Origin of the sequence: Streptomyces sp. SJL17-4, from assembly GCF_036826855.1 — a bacterium.
Classification (GTDB): domain Bacteria; phylum Actinomycetota; class Actinomycetes; order Streptomycetales; family Streptomycetaceae; genus Streptomyces.
Window position 1 is genome coordinate 7,212,875 of record NZ_CP104578.1, and the last position, 13,257, is coordinate 7,226,131.

Below are 13,257 nucleotides of genomic sequence, written 5' to 3' on the forward strand. Positions count from 1 at the left end.
TTCCCCGGCGAGAGAGACGGGAAACCACTCTCAGGGTGATTATCACTCGGCGTGCCGAGTGTGGCGATCGTTGACGCACCCCGAGTGACTGCCTACCTTCGTGTGGGCAGGTCAAGGACGGAGGGTCGGCGTGATGAGCAGCGCGGACGGTACGGCAGGGAGCTCGCTCGGACGCGTGTCCGGAGAGAGCGGTCCGTATCCGCTTCACGGCAGTGTGGGCGACTTCGGTACGGGTACGGACGCCGGTGCGGGGAGCGGCGCGGTCACGGGGCCCGGGGGCGCTTCCGGTGCCGGTCCCGGTGCGGCGGGTGAGACGGTCGGTTATCGCGGTCCCACGGCCTGTGCGGCGGCCGGGATCACGTATCGCCAGCTGGACTACTGGGCGCGTACGGGGCTCGTGGAGCCGAGTGTCCGGCCCGCGTACGGGTCGGGGACCCAGCGGCTCTACAGCTTCCGCGACGTCGTCGTGCTGAAGATCGTCAAACGATTCCTCGACACCGGGGTCGCCCTCCAGAACATCCGGGCCGCCGTGCAGCACCTGCGCGCGCGGGGCTTCCGCGACCTGGAGCGGATGACGCTCATGAGCGACGGGGCCACCGTCTACGAGTGCTCCTCGCCGGACGAGGTCGTCGATCTGCTCCAGGGCGGGCAGGGCGTCTTCGGCATCGCCGTCGGCGTGGTCTGGCGGGACGTCGAGGCGGCGCTCTCGCAGCTGCACGGGGAGCGGGTCGACACGGGCGAGACGCTCGTGGGGCACAACCCGGGGGACGAGCTGGCGCGGAGGCGTCGGGACAGGGCCGTCTGAGGGGCGGGGCCTTTGCCTGGGTCCTGCTTTGGGCCTTGCTTTGGGCTTCGGCCTTGGGGCGTGGCTTTGGGTTCGGGCCTGGGCCTCGTGGGCCGGCCGGGGCTTGGGTTGTGTGGTGTGGGGCTTGTTGTCAGTGGTGTGAGGCAGCATCGGAAGTGTGAGAGCCGCGCCCACCATCCTCCATCTCGACATGGATGCCTTCTTCGCCGCCGCCGAGCAGGCGTCGAAGCCCAGCCTGCGTGGAAAACCCGTGATCGTCGGCGGCCTCGGGCCCCGGGGCGTCGTCGCCACCGCGTCCTACGAGGCGCGCCGTTTCGGAGTCCACTCGGCCATGCCCATGGGTCAGGCGCGGCGGCTCGCGCCGAACGCGGCCTACCTCGTACCCCGCTTCTCCTTCTACCGGTCGATCTCCGAGCAGGTCATGGAACTGCTCGGACGTCTCTCCCCGCTCGTGGAGCCGCTCAGCCTCGACGAGGCCTTCGTGGACCTCGAGGCCGGGGGCGTGGCCGACGACAGTGCGAGCGCGCGTACGGCCGGTGAGCGGCTACGGGTCGACATCCTGGCCACGACGGGGCTCACCGGGTCCGTGGGGCTCGCCGGATCCAAGATGATCGCGAAGATCGCCTCCGAGGAGGCGAAGCCCGACGGCCTCGTGCTGATCGAACCCGGGACCGAGCGGGAGCTGCTCGCACCGCGTTCGGTGCGGATCCTGCCCGGTGTCGGGCCGGCGACCGGGGAGCACCTCCGGCGGGCCGGGATGACCACCGTGTCCGACCTCGCGGAGGCGGGTGAGGACGAGCTCGTCAGGCTCCTCGGGCGGGCGCACGGGGCCTCGCTCTACCTGATGGCCCAGGGGTACGACGATCGGCCCGTGGTGGCCGAGCGGGACGCCAAGTCGGTCTCGGTCGAGGACACGTTCGACGTCGACCTGCACGACCGGGTGCGGATCAGGGGTGAGGTCGAGCGGCTCGCGGAGCGGTGCGTGGGGAGGCTGCGGGCCTCCGGGCACTCCGGGCGGACCATCGTTCTGAAGGTGCGGCGCTTCGACTTCTCGACGCTCACGCGGTCCGAGACGCTCCGGGGGCCCACGGACGATCCGGCTGTGGTGCGGGAGGCGGCGGGGCGGCTGCTCGAGGCGGTGGACACGACCGGGGGTGTGCGGTTGCTGGGGGTCGGGGTGAGTGGGCTCGCGGACTACACGCAGGAGGATCTGTTCGCGCAGGCGGAGGTCGCTGCGGCGTTGGCGGAGGGGTCGGTGGGGGGTTCGGGGGCGCCGGGGGTGGCAGGGGCGGTAGGGGACGGGAGTGTGGCTGCGGCTGCTGCTGGGTCCGCCGTGGCTGGGGTGGCTGCTGTTCCTGCTGTTTCTGCTGTGGAGCCTGGGGCCGATGAGCCTGTGGAGCGGCATTGGGCGCCCGGGAATGACGTGCGGCATGCCGTGTACGGCGCCGGGTGGGTGCAGGGGAGCGGGGTCGGGCGCGTCACGGTGCGGTTCGAGGAGCCGGGGTCGGAGCCGGGGCGGGTGCGGACCTTCGCCGTGGACGATCCGGAACTGGAGCCGGGGGAGGCGTTGCCGTTGGTGGAGGGCGGGGCGTAGGGGCGGCTTGGCCGGTGGGTGGGTGCGGTCCGGTGGAGGGTGCGGGTCGGTGGGTGGCACGCCCGGCCTGGCGGCCGGGCGGTGGCTCCCACCCGCACCACCCGTGCTGCTGAGTGGGCAGAGGTGCGGGTCTTCCCGGGGGTGGCAGCGCGCCGTCGGCGGCTGCGGTTGTGGATTCGGTGGCTGTTGGGGCCGGGGCTGGTGGCCCCCGCCTGGCGGCGGGCCCGTGGCTCCGCAGCCGCGCGGCGGTGCCCCCGGCCGAGCACGCAGGCGCGCCCACGCTCGGACTTGGGGTGTTTGGCGGTGTACGTCCGGCCGGTCGGGCCGCCGCGGGGCTGACGGGGTTGGGCCGACGTCTGTCGGCCGGGCGGGCCTCTGCCGAGCTGTCCCCGTTGGACCGGCGCCTGCCCCTCCGGACCGCCGCCTTGCTGTCGCGGTTGGCCCCGGGCCTGTCTGGTTGTCGGGCCCGTGGGGGCTGTCGCGGTTAGCCTGGCCCGACGTCCGGCTGGCAGGGCCTGCGCCGGGCGTGCAGATTGGCCCGACGTCCGGCCGGTAGGGCCTGCGCCGGGCCGGGGGGTCGCCTCGGCGGTCCGGTCGGTGGGGCAGCGCCGTGTGTCGGGGTTGGCCCCGTGTCTGTCCGGTTGGCCAGGCCCTGGGGGACTGGCTCGGTGGACCGGTGTTCGTCGGCCGGGCGGGTCTCTGGCTTGCTGTCGGGGTTGGTCCCGGGGCTGTCGGCCGGCCCCCTCTGCGGGTGGGTTACTGGCCTGCCAGGTGGCCGAAGTCTGTGTCCGGGGTGTCCGTGGGGGGTGGGGGGAGGGCCAGGCTGTAGTGGCGGTAGAGCTGGAGCTCTTGTTCCGGGGAGAGGTGGCGGCCCACGCCGAAGTCGGGGGCGTCCTTGATGAGGGCCCGCTCGTACGGGATGTGGAGGCCGTTGTCGATCAGTTCGCTCGGCTCCAGGGGGACGAAGGCGTCGCGGCTGAACAGGCCCGTTCGGACCGCTGCCCATTCCGGGATGCCGGTCGCGTCGTCCAGGTACACCTCGTCCACGGTTCCGATCTTGTGTCCGTTCCGGTCGTACGCCTTGCGGCCGATCAGGCTGCGCGGATCGATATCGGTCTGCACGGTCCCTCCAACTGGTCGCAACTGCTCTACACCCTACGAAAGTGCACAAGTGGGATGTCGGCCACTTGAGCGATGGGAGCCGCAACCTCGCTGGTAGGCTGGCTGTGGCTGTCGACCCTGTGCGGGAGAGTCCCCCGGAGAAACCTTCCGGTGGGCGCCGAAGGAGCAAATCCTCCCCGGAATCTCTCAGGCCCCTGTACCGCGCGGACGAGGTCACTCTGGAAAGCAGAGCGGTGTCCGACGGCATGCGCTCTCACCGACGGTGAAAGCCGGCGTGCCGTGAGGCGTGCCGGTGAAACTCTCAGGTTGAGATGACAGAGGGGGAGGCCGTCCGGGTACCCGCGCCGTGGTGCCCCTCGCAGGTCGTGACGACCAGGAGGCCTCCGTACATGACCGCCAACCGCATTCCGCTCTCCGAACTCGAACAGGGCATCCCGTTCGAGCAGCGGCACATCGGGCCCGACGCCGAGGCGCGCGCCAAGATGCTCGCCCAGGTCGGTTACGGCTCCCTCGACGAGCTCACGGCCGCCGCGGTGCCGGACGTCATCAAGAACACCGAGGCGCTCGGCCTGCCGGCCGCCCGCACCGAGGCCGAGGTGCTCGCCGAGCTGCGCACGCTCGCCGACCGCAACCAGGTCCTCGCGCCCATGATCGGTCTCGGCTACTACGGGACCTTCACGCCGCCGGTGATCCTCCGGAACGTGATGGAGAACCCCGCCTGGTACACGGCGTACACGCCCTACCAGCCGGAGATCTCCCAGGGTCGGCTCGAGGCGCTCCTCAACTTCCAGACCGTGGTCGCCGACCTGACCGGGCTGCCCACGTCCGGCGCCTCGCTGCTCGACGAGGGCACCGCCGCCGCCGAGGCCATGGCGCTCTCCCGGCGCGTCGGCAAGGTCAAGAACGGTGTCTTCCTCATCGACGCCGACGCCCTGCCGCAGACGATCGCCGTCATCGAGACCCGCGCCGAGCCGACCGGAGTCGAGGTCGTCGTCGCCGACCTGAGCGAGGGCATCCCCGCCGAGGTCGCCGAGCGTGGTGTCTTCGGTGTGCTCCTCCAGTACCCCGGTGCCTCCGGTGCCGTGCGGGACATCAAGCCGCTGGTCGACGCCGCTCACGAGCTCGGTGCGATCGTCACCGTCGCCGCCGACCTGCTCGCGCTCACCCTGCTCACCTCGCCCGGTGAGCTCGGGGCCGACATCGCCGTCGGTACGACGCAGCGCTTCGGCGTTCCCATGGGCTTCGGCGGTCCCCACGCCGGCTACATGGCCGTCCAGGACAAGCACGCCCGCTCCCTGCCCGGCCGTCTCGTGGGTGTCTCCGTCGACGCCGACGGGAACCGCGCGTACCGCCTGGCCCTGCAGACCCGCGAGCAGCACATCCGCCGCGAGAAGGCCACCAGCAACATCTGTACCGCGCAGGTGCTGCTCGCCGTCATGGCCGGTATGTACGCCGTCTACCATGGCCCCGAGGGCCTCCAGGGCATCGCGCGCCGTACCCACCGGTACGCCGCGATCCTGGCCGCCGGCCTCACCGCCGGGGGCGTGGAGCTCACCCAGGGTGCCTTCTTCGACACCCTCACCGCCCGGGTGCCCGGCAAGGCCGACGCGGTCGTGGCCGCCGCCCGCGAGGCCGGTGTGAACCTCTACCGCGTCGACGCGGACCACGTGTCCATGTCGTGCGACGAGACCACCGGGCGCGCCCAGCTCGCCGCCGTGTGGGGTGCCTTCGGTGTGACCGCCGACGTCGAGGCTCTGGACGCCACCACCGAGGACACGCTGCCCGCCGGGCTGCTGCGCTCCGACGCGTACATGACCCACCCGGTCTTCCACGCGCACCGCTCCGAGACCTCGATGCTGCGCTACCTGCGCAAGCTCGCCGACCGCGACTACGCGCTCGACCGCGGCATGATCCCGCTCGGCTCCTGCACGATGAAGCTGAACGCGACGACCGAGATGGAGTCGGTGACCTGGCCCGAGTTCGGTCAGATGCACCCCTTCGCGCCTGTCGAGCAGGCGCAGGGCTACCTCACGCTGATCAAGGAACTGGAAGAGCGGCTCGCCGAGGTCACCGGGTACGACGCGGTGTCGATCCAGCCCAACGCCGGTTCGCAGGGCGAGCTTGCCGGTCTGCTCGCCGTCCGTGCCTACCACCGCGCCAACGGTGACGAGCAGCGCACCGTCTGCCTCATCCCGTCCTCCGCCCACGGCACCAACGCCGCCTCCGCGGTGATGGCCGGCATGAAGGTCGTCGTCGTCAAGACCGCCGACGACGGCGAGGTCGACGTCGCGGACCTGCGCGCCAAGATCGAGCAGTACCGCGACGAGCTGTCCGTGCTGATGATCACCTACCCGTCGACGCACGGCGTCTTCGAGGAGCACGTCGCCGACATCTGTGCCGAGGTCCACGAGGCCGGCGGCCAGGTGTACGTCGACGGCGCCAACCTCAACGCGCTGGTCGGTCTCGCCAAGCCGGGGCACTTCGGTGGCGACGTCTCGCACCTGAACCTGCACAAGACCTTCTGCATCCCGCACGGCGGCGGCGGCCCGGGTGTCGGCCCGGTCGGTGTCCGCGCGCACCTCGCCCCGTACCTGCCGAACCACCCGCTCCAGCCCACCGCGGGCCCGGAGACCGGCGTCGGCCCGATCTCGGCCGCCCCGTGGGGCTCCGCGGGCATCCTGCCGATCTCGTGGTCGTACGTGCGCCTCATGGGCGGCGAGGGCCTCAAGCGCGCCACCCAGGTCGCCGTCCTCGCGGCGAACTACATCGCCAAGCGCCTCGAGCCGCACTTCCCGGTGCTCTACACCGGCCCGGCCGGTCTGGTCGCCCACGAGTGCATCGTGGACCTGCGCCCGCTGTCCAAGGCGACGGGCGTCACGGTCGACGACATCGCGAAGCGCCTGATCGACTACGGCTTCCACGCGCCGACGATGTCGTTCCCGGTGGCCGGCACGCTGATGATCGAGCCGACCGAGTCCGAGGACCTGACCGAGCTCGACCGCTTCTGCGACACGATGATCGCGATCCGGGCCGAGATCGAGAAGGTCGCCTCGGGCCAGTGGCCCGCCGACGACAACCCGCTGCACAACGCCCCGCACACCGCGGCCGCGCTGGGCGGCGAGTGGAACCACGCGTACACCCGTGACGAGGCGGTCTTCCCGGCCGGTGTCTCGGCGGCCGACAAGTACTGGCCGCCGGTGCGCCGCATCGACGGTGCCTTCGGCGACCGGAACCTGGTCTGCTCCTGCCCGCCGCTGGACGAGTACGACAACTGAGCAGGACGTCGGCCGCGTACGAGGGCCGAGCGTGAATCGAGGGCCGGTTCGGAGGATGTCTCCGGGCCGGCCCTCGGCGTTGCGCGTGCCTTCAGGCGGCGGTCGTCACCTGGCCCGCCGACAACGGCCGGTGCGGGGCGATGATCTGCCCGTCCGGCAGCAGTTCACCGGTGTCCTCGAAGAGCAGGACGCCGTTGCACAGCAGGCTCCAGCCCTGTTCCGGGTGGTGTGCCGTCAGTCGGGCCGCCTCGCGGTCGGCGGAGTCGGCGGTGGGACAGGCAGGCTGGTGCTGGCACATGGGTGGGTTCTTTCGCTGCGTCGTAGTGGATGTCCTGCGGCTGTTCGCGCTCATCGCCGCCCCCGTCGGTCGGTTCGGTTCCGATCCCAGTCTTGCCCCCTGGACGGTCTTCCGCAGGGATTTCGCGGCAGCTCGTCCTTTCCTGGGAAGACGCATCACCCGCAGGGGCGGTTCAGGTCAAGTGCACCGTCTCTTTGGGTGGTTCGGAGTGGTCCCAGTGGGCTAGTCCGTCCGGGAACGGTGTTCGGGCGAGGCGTTCGGGCCAGGTTCTCGGACAGCAGTGCGCCCCGTGACCCGGGTGGGTCACGGGGCGGTGACGCTCGTGCGGTGGATCAGGCGGGCGCCGCCGAGCCCAGGAGGGGCGGCGGCGCGAGGCGCGTACTGAGCACGGGCAGGAGGTCGGCGACCTGGTACGGCCGGTGGGCCGCGATCCCCGGCGGGGCGGGGGCGAGCGGCACCATCAGATCCGCCGCGGCCGGGGTGGTGCCGGCGCCGTCCGCCTCCGGTTCGGCGTGCAGCCAGAGGGTCAGCATGTAGAGCTCCGGTACGGAGAGCAGCCGTGGTTGGTACAGGCCGGGCAGTGCCTCGGCCTGGAGCAGCGCCCGCTCCGTGGCGGTGACGTACGGCCCCTCGAAGAAGTGCGAGAAGGACCAGCCGTCCGGGGTCAGCATGGTGTCCGCGGCGGCGACGGCCCGGCCCCCGCTCCTGATCAGGAAGCGCCAGCCGGCGAGGCGGATGCAGGGGGCCTGCCCGGGTGTTCCGGCGACGCCGAGGACGTGTACGGGCAGCGGGAGTTCGGGGCTCAGTGGTCCCTGCGCGGCCCGCAGGGCGGGAGTTGGCGCCTCGCGGACGGCGGTCGGTGAGCCGAGGGCCGCGAGGACACTGCGGAGGGCCGGCGCAGGGGCCGGGGAGGGTCGGAGCATGATGGGTCGCCTCTCACTCAGGAGACACGGTGATGCGTGGGCAGGTACGACGGCGCTGTCGGCGGCGGGGCCAGAGGAGGGCCATGAGGCCATGACCGGGCGCCAACACTCTGCCTCGTCCGCGGAGTTTATACGACACGTGTTCACGGAGTGTTTCCGCTAGACGTCGCCAATATTCCTGACAAGGCGTCATCAAGCCGAAAAACAAGGGTCGTAGAAGCGGAATCGAGTGGTTGCCGGTACTCCTACCTGCGTATTCCTCGCAGAGCCGGACGGCTGAATTCATTCCCCTGGTCCCGGGACAATAGGACATTGGTATATGTCGATTGTTCCTTGCCATCGGGATGTGACGGTGGAGCGCAGCATCCAGCCTATCCTCCGACAGCCCTGCTTCGCAGGCGTTGTGGATCAGCGGGGTGGGCATCATCGTCCGTGACGCGCGGCCGTCCTGGCGGCCGCCCACTCGCGGAGGGACGCTTCGATGGGGGAGAAGGTCGTGGCCGACGGGTTCGGCCCGTCCGACCGGCAGCAGTACCGGAGAAAGCTCCAGCAGTGTCTGGCGGGACTCGCGAGGCTTCTGGCGGAGAAGAGGTTCGACCGTCCCCGAAATCTCATGGGCGTGGAGATCGAACTCAATCTCGCCGGTGCCGACGGACTGCCCCGCATGCTGAACGGGCCGGTTCTGGAAAAGATCGCCAGCCCCGATTTCCAGACGGAACTCGGAATGTTCAACCTCGAAGTGAACATCGCGCCCCACCAGCTCGACGGGCACGTATTCGACCGGCTCGCGGAGGAGATCGGCACCGGAATCGGATACGCCGACCGCAAGGCCGCGGAACTCGACGCGGGGGTCGTCATGATCGGCATACTGCCGACCCTCACACAGGACGACCTGGTCCCCGAGAACCTCTCGTCCGCGGATCGCTACACGCTCCTCAACGACCAGATCCTCGCCGCCAGGGGCGAGGACTTCACCCTCGACATCCACGGGGTGGAACGGCTCCTCTGCACGTCCGAGTCGATCGTCCCGGAGGCGGCCTGCACCTCGGTCCAGCTCCACCTCCAGGTCACTCCGGCCCGCTTCGCCGCCGTGTGGAACGCGGCGCAGGCGGTGTCGGGCATCCAGATCGCGCTCGGCGCCAACGCCCCCTTCGTCTTCGGCCGCGAACTGTGGCGCGAGTCCCGGCCGCCGCTCTTCACGCAGGCCACCGACACCCGCCCGCCCGAGCTCCAGGCCCAGGGCGTGCGGCCGCGCACCTGGTTCGGGGAGCGGTGGGTGGACTCGGTGTACGACCTCTTCGAGGAGAACCTCCGCTACTTCCCCGCGCTGCTGCCGATCTGCGACGAGGAGGACCCGCTCCTCGTCCTCGACCAGGGCGGGGTGCCGCGCCTCCAGGAGCTCGTCCTGCACAACGGCACGGTCTACCGCTGGAACCGGCCCGTGTACGGCTGGGTCGACGGCGTCCCGCATCTGCGCGTCGAGAACCGGGTCCTGCCGGCCGGGCCGACCGTCACCGACGTCATCGCCAACGCGGCCTTCTACTACGGGCTCGTCCGCTCCCTCGCCGACGACCCCAGGCCCGTCTGGAAGCGGTTGGCCTTCGAGGACGCGGAGGCCAATTTCGACACGGCCTGCCGGTACGGCATCGAGGCGGAGCTGCGCTGGCCCCGCTCCGGCCGGGCCGGCGGCATCGCGACCGTCCCCGCGGTACGGCTCGTCCTCGACGAACTGCTGCCGCTCGCGGCGGCCGGGCTCGACGCCTGGCACATCGAACCCGCCGACCGGGACTTCTACCTCGGCGTGATCGAACAGCGCTGCCTGCGGCGGGTGAACGGCGCCTCCTGGCAGGCCGACACCTTCCACAAGGCGCTGGAGGCAGGGCTCGACCGCGAGGCGGCGCTCGCGGCGACCACCCGTCGCTACCGGACCCTCATGCACGCGGGGGAGCCGGTGCACACCTGGCCGGTCGGGATCGACTGAGCGCGGCTCCCGGGGTCGCGGGCGGGGGCGGTGGCCGATCATGGCACAGTGATCGGGATGCCGCCGGAACGGCGTCCGTCCGCGACCGGGAAGTGGAGACAGGTGTGGTGTCGGAGCAACGAGTGAGTGACGCTTCCCTGCCCCCCGACGGACTGTCGCGCCGGGTGCTGCGCAACGAGACGCTCATCGTCCTCGCGCTCTCGCTCGGGGCGAGCGCCGTGTCGTCCCTCATCAGCTTCATCGGCTCGCTCACGAAGTCCGGGGCGCTGAGGGAGCAGGCGGCCACGCTCAACGGCTCGTACGCGCCGGGTCGGCCGTGGCTCGACCTGTCCTGGCAGCTCTTCGGTATCGCCTCCGCCCTCGTACCGGTCCTCCTGGTCGCCCATCTGCTGCTGCGCGAGGGCTCGGGGCTGCGTGCCATCGGCTTCGACCGGACCCGGCCCTGGCCCGACCTGGGGCGCGGGACGCTGGTCGCGGCGGGCATCGGCAGCGCGGGGCTCGCCTTCTACCTGGCGGCGCGGGCGAGCGGGTTCAACCTCACCGTGGTGCCCGAGTCGCTGCCCGAGGTGTGGTGGAAGTACCCGGTGCTGATCCTCTCGGCGATCCAGAACTCCGTTCTGGAGGAGGTCATCGTCGTCGGGTACCTGCTGCGCAGGCTCGGGCAGTTGGGGTGGACGCCGATGGCCGCGCTGGTGGCGAGCTCGGTGCTGCGTGGCTCGTACCACCTCTACCAGGGGATCGGCGGCTTCCTCGGCAATGTGGTGATGGGTGTGGTCTTCGTCCTGCTGTACCGGCGCTGGGGGCGGGTCGGGCCGCTCGTCGTGGCGCACGCGCTGCTCGACATCGTGGCCTTCGTCGGATACGGGCTGCTCGCGGGCAAGGTGGGGTGGCTGCCCACCGCGTGACGCGGGTGTGCGGAAGGGGCGTACGGGTTCTCCGTACGCCCCTTCGCGTGTTCCGGGCCCCGGTGGTCAGGCGTGCAGGTCGCCCTCGATGACCGTGACCGCGTGACCGTTCAGGAGGGTGCGGTCGCCGCGCAGGCGCGTCCGGACGATGCCCGTGCGGGCGCCGCCCTGCAGGCCGACCAGGTCGTCGCGGCCGAACCGGGCCGACCAGTAGGGGGCGAGCGCGGTGTGGGCGCTGCCGGTCACCGGGTCCTCGTCGATGCCGACGGCGGGGAAGAAGCCGCGGGAGACGAAGTCGTAGCCGCTGTCGGGGCTCTGGGCGGCGGCGGTGGCGATGATGCCGCGCGTGGAGAGGGCCTTCAGGGCGGCGTGGTCCGGCGCGAGCGCGCGCACGGTGGGCTCGTCGCGCAGCTCGACGACGAGGTCGCCGATGTGGTCGGCCGTGTCGTGGACCGCGACGACCTCGGCGCCGAGTGCCTTCTCCAGGCCGTCGGGGACGGGGGCCGGGGCGAGGGAGGAGGTCGGGAAGTCCATCGTGATCGTGCCGTCGGCCTCGGCGGTGGCCCCGAGGATGCCGCAGCGGGCCGCGAAGCGGACCGGGCCGCTCGCCGTACCGGTGGAGTGCAGGACGTGGGCCGTGGCCAGCGTGGCGTGGCCGCACATGTCGACCTCGGTGGTGGGGGTGAACCAGCGCAGGGCCCAGTCGGCCTCGCCGCCGGCGGGCAGCGGGTGGGCGAAGGCCGTCTCGGAGAGGTTGACCTCCGCGGCGACCCGCTGGAGCCAGGCGTCGTCCGGGAAGGAGTCCAGGAGCAGGACTCCGGCCGGGTTGCCGGAGAAGGGCTGGTCGGTGAAGGCGTCGACGATTCGGATCCTCATGGCGCCGACCGTACCGGGGGCGGAATCGGGCGGGCCAAGGCCAATCGCGGAGAACTGGACCGTGTGGGCGCGCGACGGCACTCCTTCGGCATGGGGCCGGTGACCTGGGCGGACGCCGCGCGCCGATCCCGCGTCCGTCAGGCGGGGAACTCGGAGGTGGACCTGAAGCGGTATCTGTCCTCCGGGTCGGCCATGTCGTCGATGTCGGTGAAGTAGTACGACTTCGCCGTGCCGGACACCACGTCGAGGAGGAACGCGCTGCACGAGGCGGGATGGGCCTCCCAGAGAGGTCCGCGGCCCTCGTTGAGGAGGGTCGTCCACTCATCGGGCTCCGCGCCGGGCCGCACCAGCCAGTACAGGAAGTGCCCCGCGCCTTCCACGTACCCCCAGGGCACCAGCCTGACGTCGCCCTCCTCGATCTCCGCCGGTTTCTTCTCGCCGCCCGCCCAGAGGTCGGCGAGGATCTCGTCGCGCTCGGCGGTCTGGGCGACCAGGTCGTATATCGCATCCGGGCAGTCCGGTTCCAGCAGCCAGATGGTCCCCGCGAAGACCCCGCCCCCGTAGGTCTCGACCAGCCGCTTGTAGTCGGCAGGCAGGGCGGTGCCCAGTGCCTCTTCGACGGCGGCCCACCGCACGGTCCGTACGGCGGCGGGTGGCGGGCAGAGGAGCGTCAGCGCTTCGACGAGACCGTCGTGCTTCTCATGATCGGCAGGCATGGCCCCCACCTTGCACCATCCGGACACGCAGGTCGGCGGCGGTTCAGTCGGAATGCTTGCTCGGCGAACAGTTCCGATATATCGTTGACGCATCGCGACAGTTCAGAGAATGAAACCCGATGGAAGGAGCGTTGCGATGCGTTCACATGGACACGAGTACGGAAACGGCCACGGAGCCGGCCGTGGAGGCTGCGGCCCCGGGCCTCGTGGTGACTTCGAGGGACGGCGCGCGGCGTTCGGCCCCTTCGGTCCGGGCTTCGGTGGTGGCGGCCCCTTCGGGGGCGGACGCGGTCACGGTGGCGGCCGGGGACGGGCGCGGCGCGGCGACGTGCGTGCCTCGATCCTGGCGCTCCTCAAGGACCGCCCGATGCACGGCTACGAGATGATCAGGGAGATCGGCGAGCGCAGCGACGGGGCCTGGAGGCCCAGTCCCGGCTCGGTCTACCCCACCCTCCAGATGCTGGAGGACGAGGGTCTGATCACCAGTGCGAGCGAGGGCGGCAAGAAGCTGTTCACGCTCACCGACACCGGACGCGCCGAGGCCGAGGAAGGTCCCGAGGCGCCCTGGGCGGACGCCGGGCGCGGCGTCGACTGGGAGGCCATGAACGAGATCCGGCAGGCCGGCTTCGGCCTGATGGAGGCGTTCGGGCAGGTCTGGAAGGCCGGCAGCGCCGAGCAGCGGAAGAAGGCGGTCGGCGTGATCAACGAAGCCCGCAAGAAGCTGTACCTGATCCTGGCCGACGAGCACTGACCGGTGCCCGG

The 13,257-nt window shown here is 71.2% G+C and carries 11 protein-coding genes and 1 riboswitch; of the genes, 6 read left to right on the forward strand and 5 right to left on the reverse strand.

Features of this window, described 5'->3' with window-relative positions:
- The first annotated feature begins 133 nt into the window (after positions 1 to 133).
- Positions 134 to 805: a MerR family transcriptional regulator gene (locus N5875_RS32475; protein ID WP_318206686.1), complete on the forward strand. Its 672-nt coding sequence runs from the start codon at positions 134 to 136 to the stop codon at positions 803 to 805.
- Between the two features lie 157 nt (positions 806 to 962).
- On the forward strand, positions 963 to 2,399 hold the full coding sequence (locus N5875_RS32480; protein WP_318206685.1) for a DNA polymerase IV: 1,437 nt from the start codon (positions 963 to 965) through the stop codon (positions 2,397 to 2,399).
- A 756-nt stretch (positions 2,400 to 3,155) separates the two neighbouring features.
- On the opposite strand, the gene N5875_RS32485 is transcribed toward N5875_RS32480, so the two are convergent.
- On the reverse strand, positions 3,156 to 3,521 hold the full coding sequence (locus N5875_RS32485) for a PRC-barrel domain-containing protein (RefSeq protein ID WP_073901970.1): 366 nt from the start codon (positions 3,519 to 3,521) through the stop codon (positions 3,156 to 3,158).
- 112 nt (positions 3,522 to 3,633) lie between these two features.
- Positions 3,634 to 3,733: riboswitch (glycine riboswitch) on the forward strand.
- A gap of 177 nt (positions 3,734 to 3,910) precedes the next feature.
- On the opposite strand from N5875_RS32485, the gene gcvP reads away from it, so the two are divergent.
- A complete protein-coding gene (gcvP, locus tag N5875_RS32490; RefSeq protein ID WP_318206684.1) occupies positions 3,911 to 6,796 on the forward strand; it encodes an aminomethyl-transferring glycine dehydrogenase in 2,886 nt (961 codons plus the stop codon).
- Between the two features lie 91 nt (positions 6,797 to 6,887).
- Here gcvP and N5875_RS32495 read toward each other — a convergent pair whose 3' ends face one another.
- Positions 6,888 to 7,094, reverse strand: a complete 207-nt coding sequence (locus tag N5875_RS32495) for a DUF5999 family protein (protein WP_030316472.1) — start codon at positions 7,092 to 7,094, stop codon at positions 6,888 to 6,890.
- A 332-nt stretch (positions 7,095 to 7,426) separates the two neighbouring features.
- The gene (locus tag N5875_RS32500) at positions 7,427 to 8,017 is read right to left on the reverse strand and encodes a hypothetical protein (protein ID WP_318206683.1); all 591 of its coding nucleotides are present in this window, start codon (positions 8,015 to 8,017) and stop codon (positions 7,427 to 7,429) included.
- Positions 8,018 to 8,498: 481 nt separating this feature from the next.
- On the opposite strand from N5875_RS32500, the gene N5875_RS32505 reads away from it, so the two are divergent.
- Together N5875_RS32505 and N5875_RS32510 are read left to right on the forward strand one after the other, a co-directional pair.
- The gene (locus tag N5875_RS32505; RefSeq protein ID WP_318206682.1) at positions 8,499 to 9,998 is read left to right on the forward strand and encodes a glutamate--cysteine ligase; all 1,500 of its coding nucleotides are present in this window, start codon (positions 8,499 to 8,501) and stop codon (positions 9,996 to 9,998) included.
- A gap of 122 nt (positions 9,999 to 10,120) precedes the next feature.
- Positions 10,121 to 10,903 carry a CPBP family intramembrane glutamic endopeptidase gene (locus N5875_RS32510; RefSeq protein ID WP_318206681.1) on the forward strand — a complete coding sequence of 261 codons (783 nt, stop codon included), beginning with the start codon at positions 10,121 to 10,123 and terminating at the stop codon, positions 10,901 to 10,903.
- Positions 10,904 to 10,969: 66 nt separating this feature from the next.
- On the opposite strand, the gene N5875_RS32515 is transcribed toward N5875_RS32510, so the two are convergent.
- Together N5875_RS32515 and N5875_RS32520 are read right to left on the reverse strand one after the other, a co-directional pair.
- Positions 10,970 to 11,779, reverse strand: a complete 810-nt coding sequence (locus N5875_RS32515; RefSeq protein WP_318206680.1) for a PhzF family phenazine biosynthesis protein — start codon at positions 11,777 to 11,779, stop codon at positions 10,970 to 10,972.
- A gap of 137 nt (positions 11,780 to 11,916) precedes the next feature.
- Complete coding sequence (locus N5875_RS32520; RefSeq protein WP_338497781.1) at positions 11,917 to 12,495, reverse strand: hypothetical protein; 579 nt, start codon at positions 12,493 to 12,495, stop codon at positions 11,917 to 11,919.
- 136 nt (positions 12,496 to 12,631) lie between these two features.
- On the opposite strand from N5875_RS32520, the gene N5875_RS32525 reads away from it, so the two are divergent.
- Complete coding sequence (locus tag N5875_RS32525) at positions 12,632 to 13,246, forward strand: PadR family transcriptional regulator (protein ID WP_318206678.1); 615 nt, start codon at positions 12,632 to 12,634, stop codon at positions 13,244 to 13,246.
- The last annotated feature ends 11 nt before the right edge of the window (positions 13,247 to 13,257 follow it).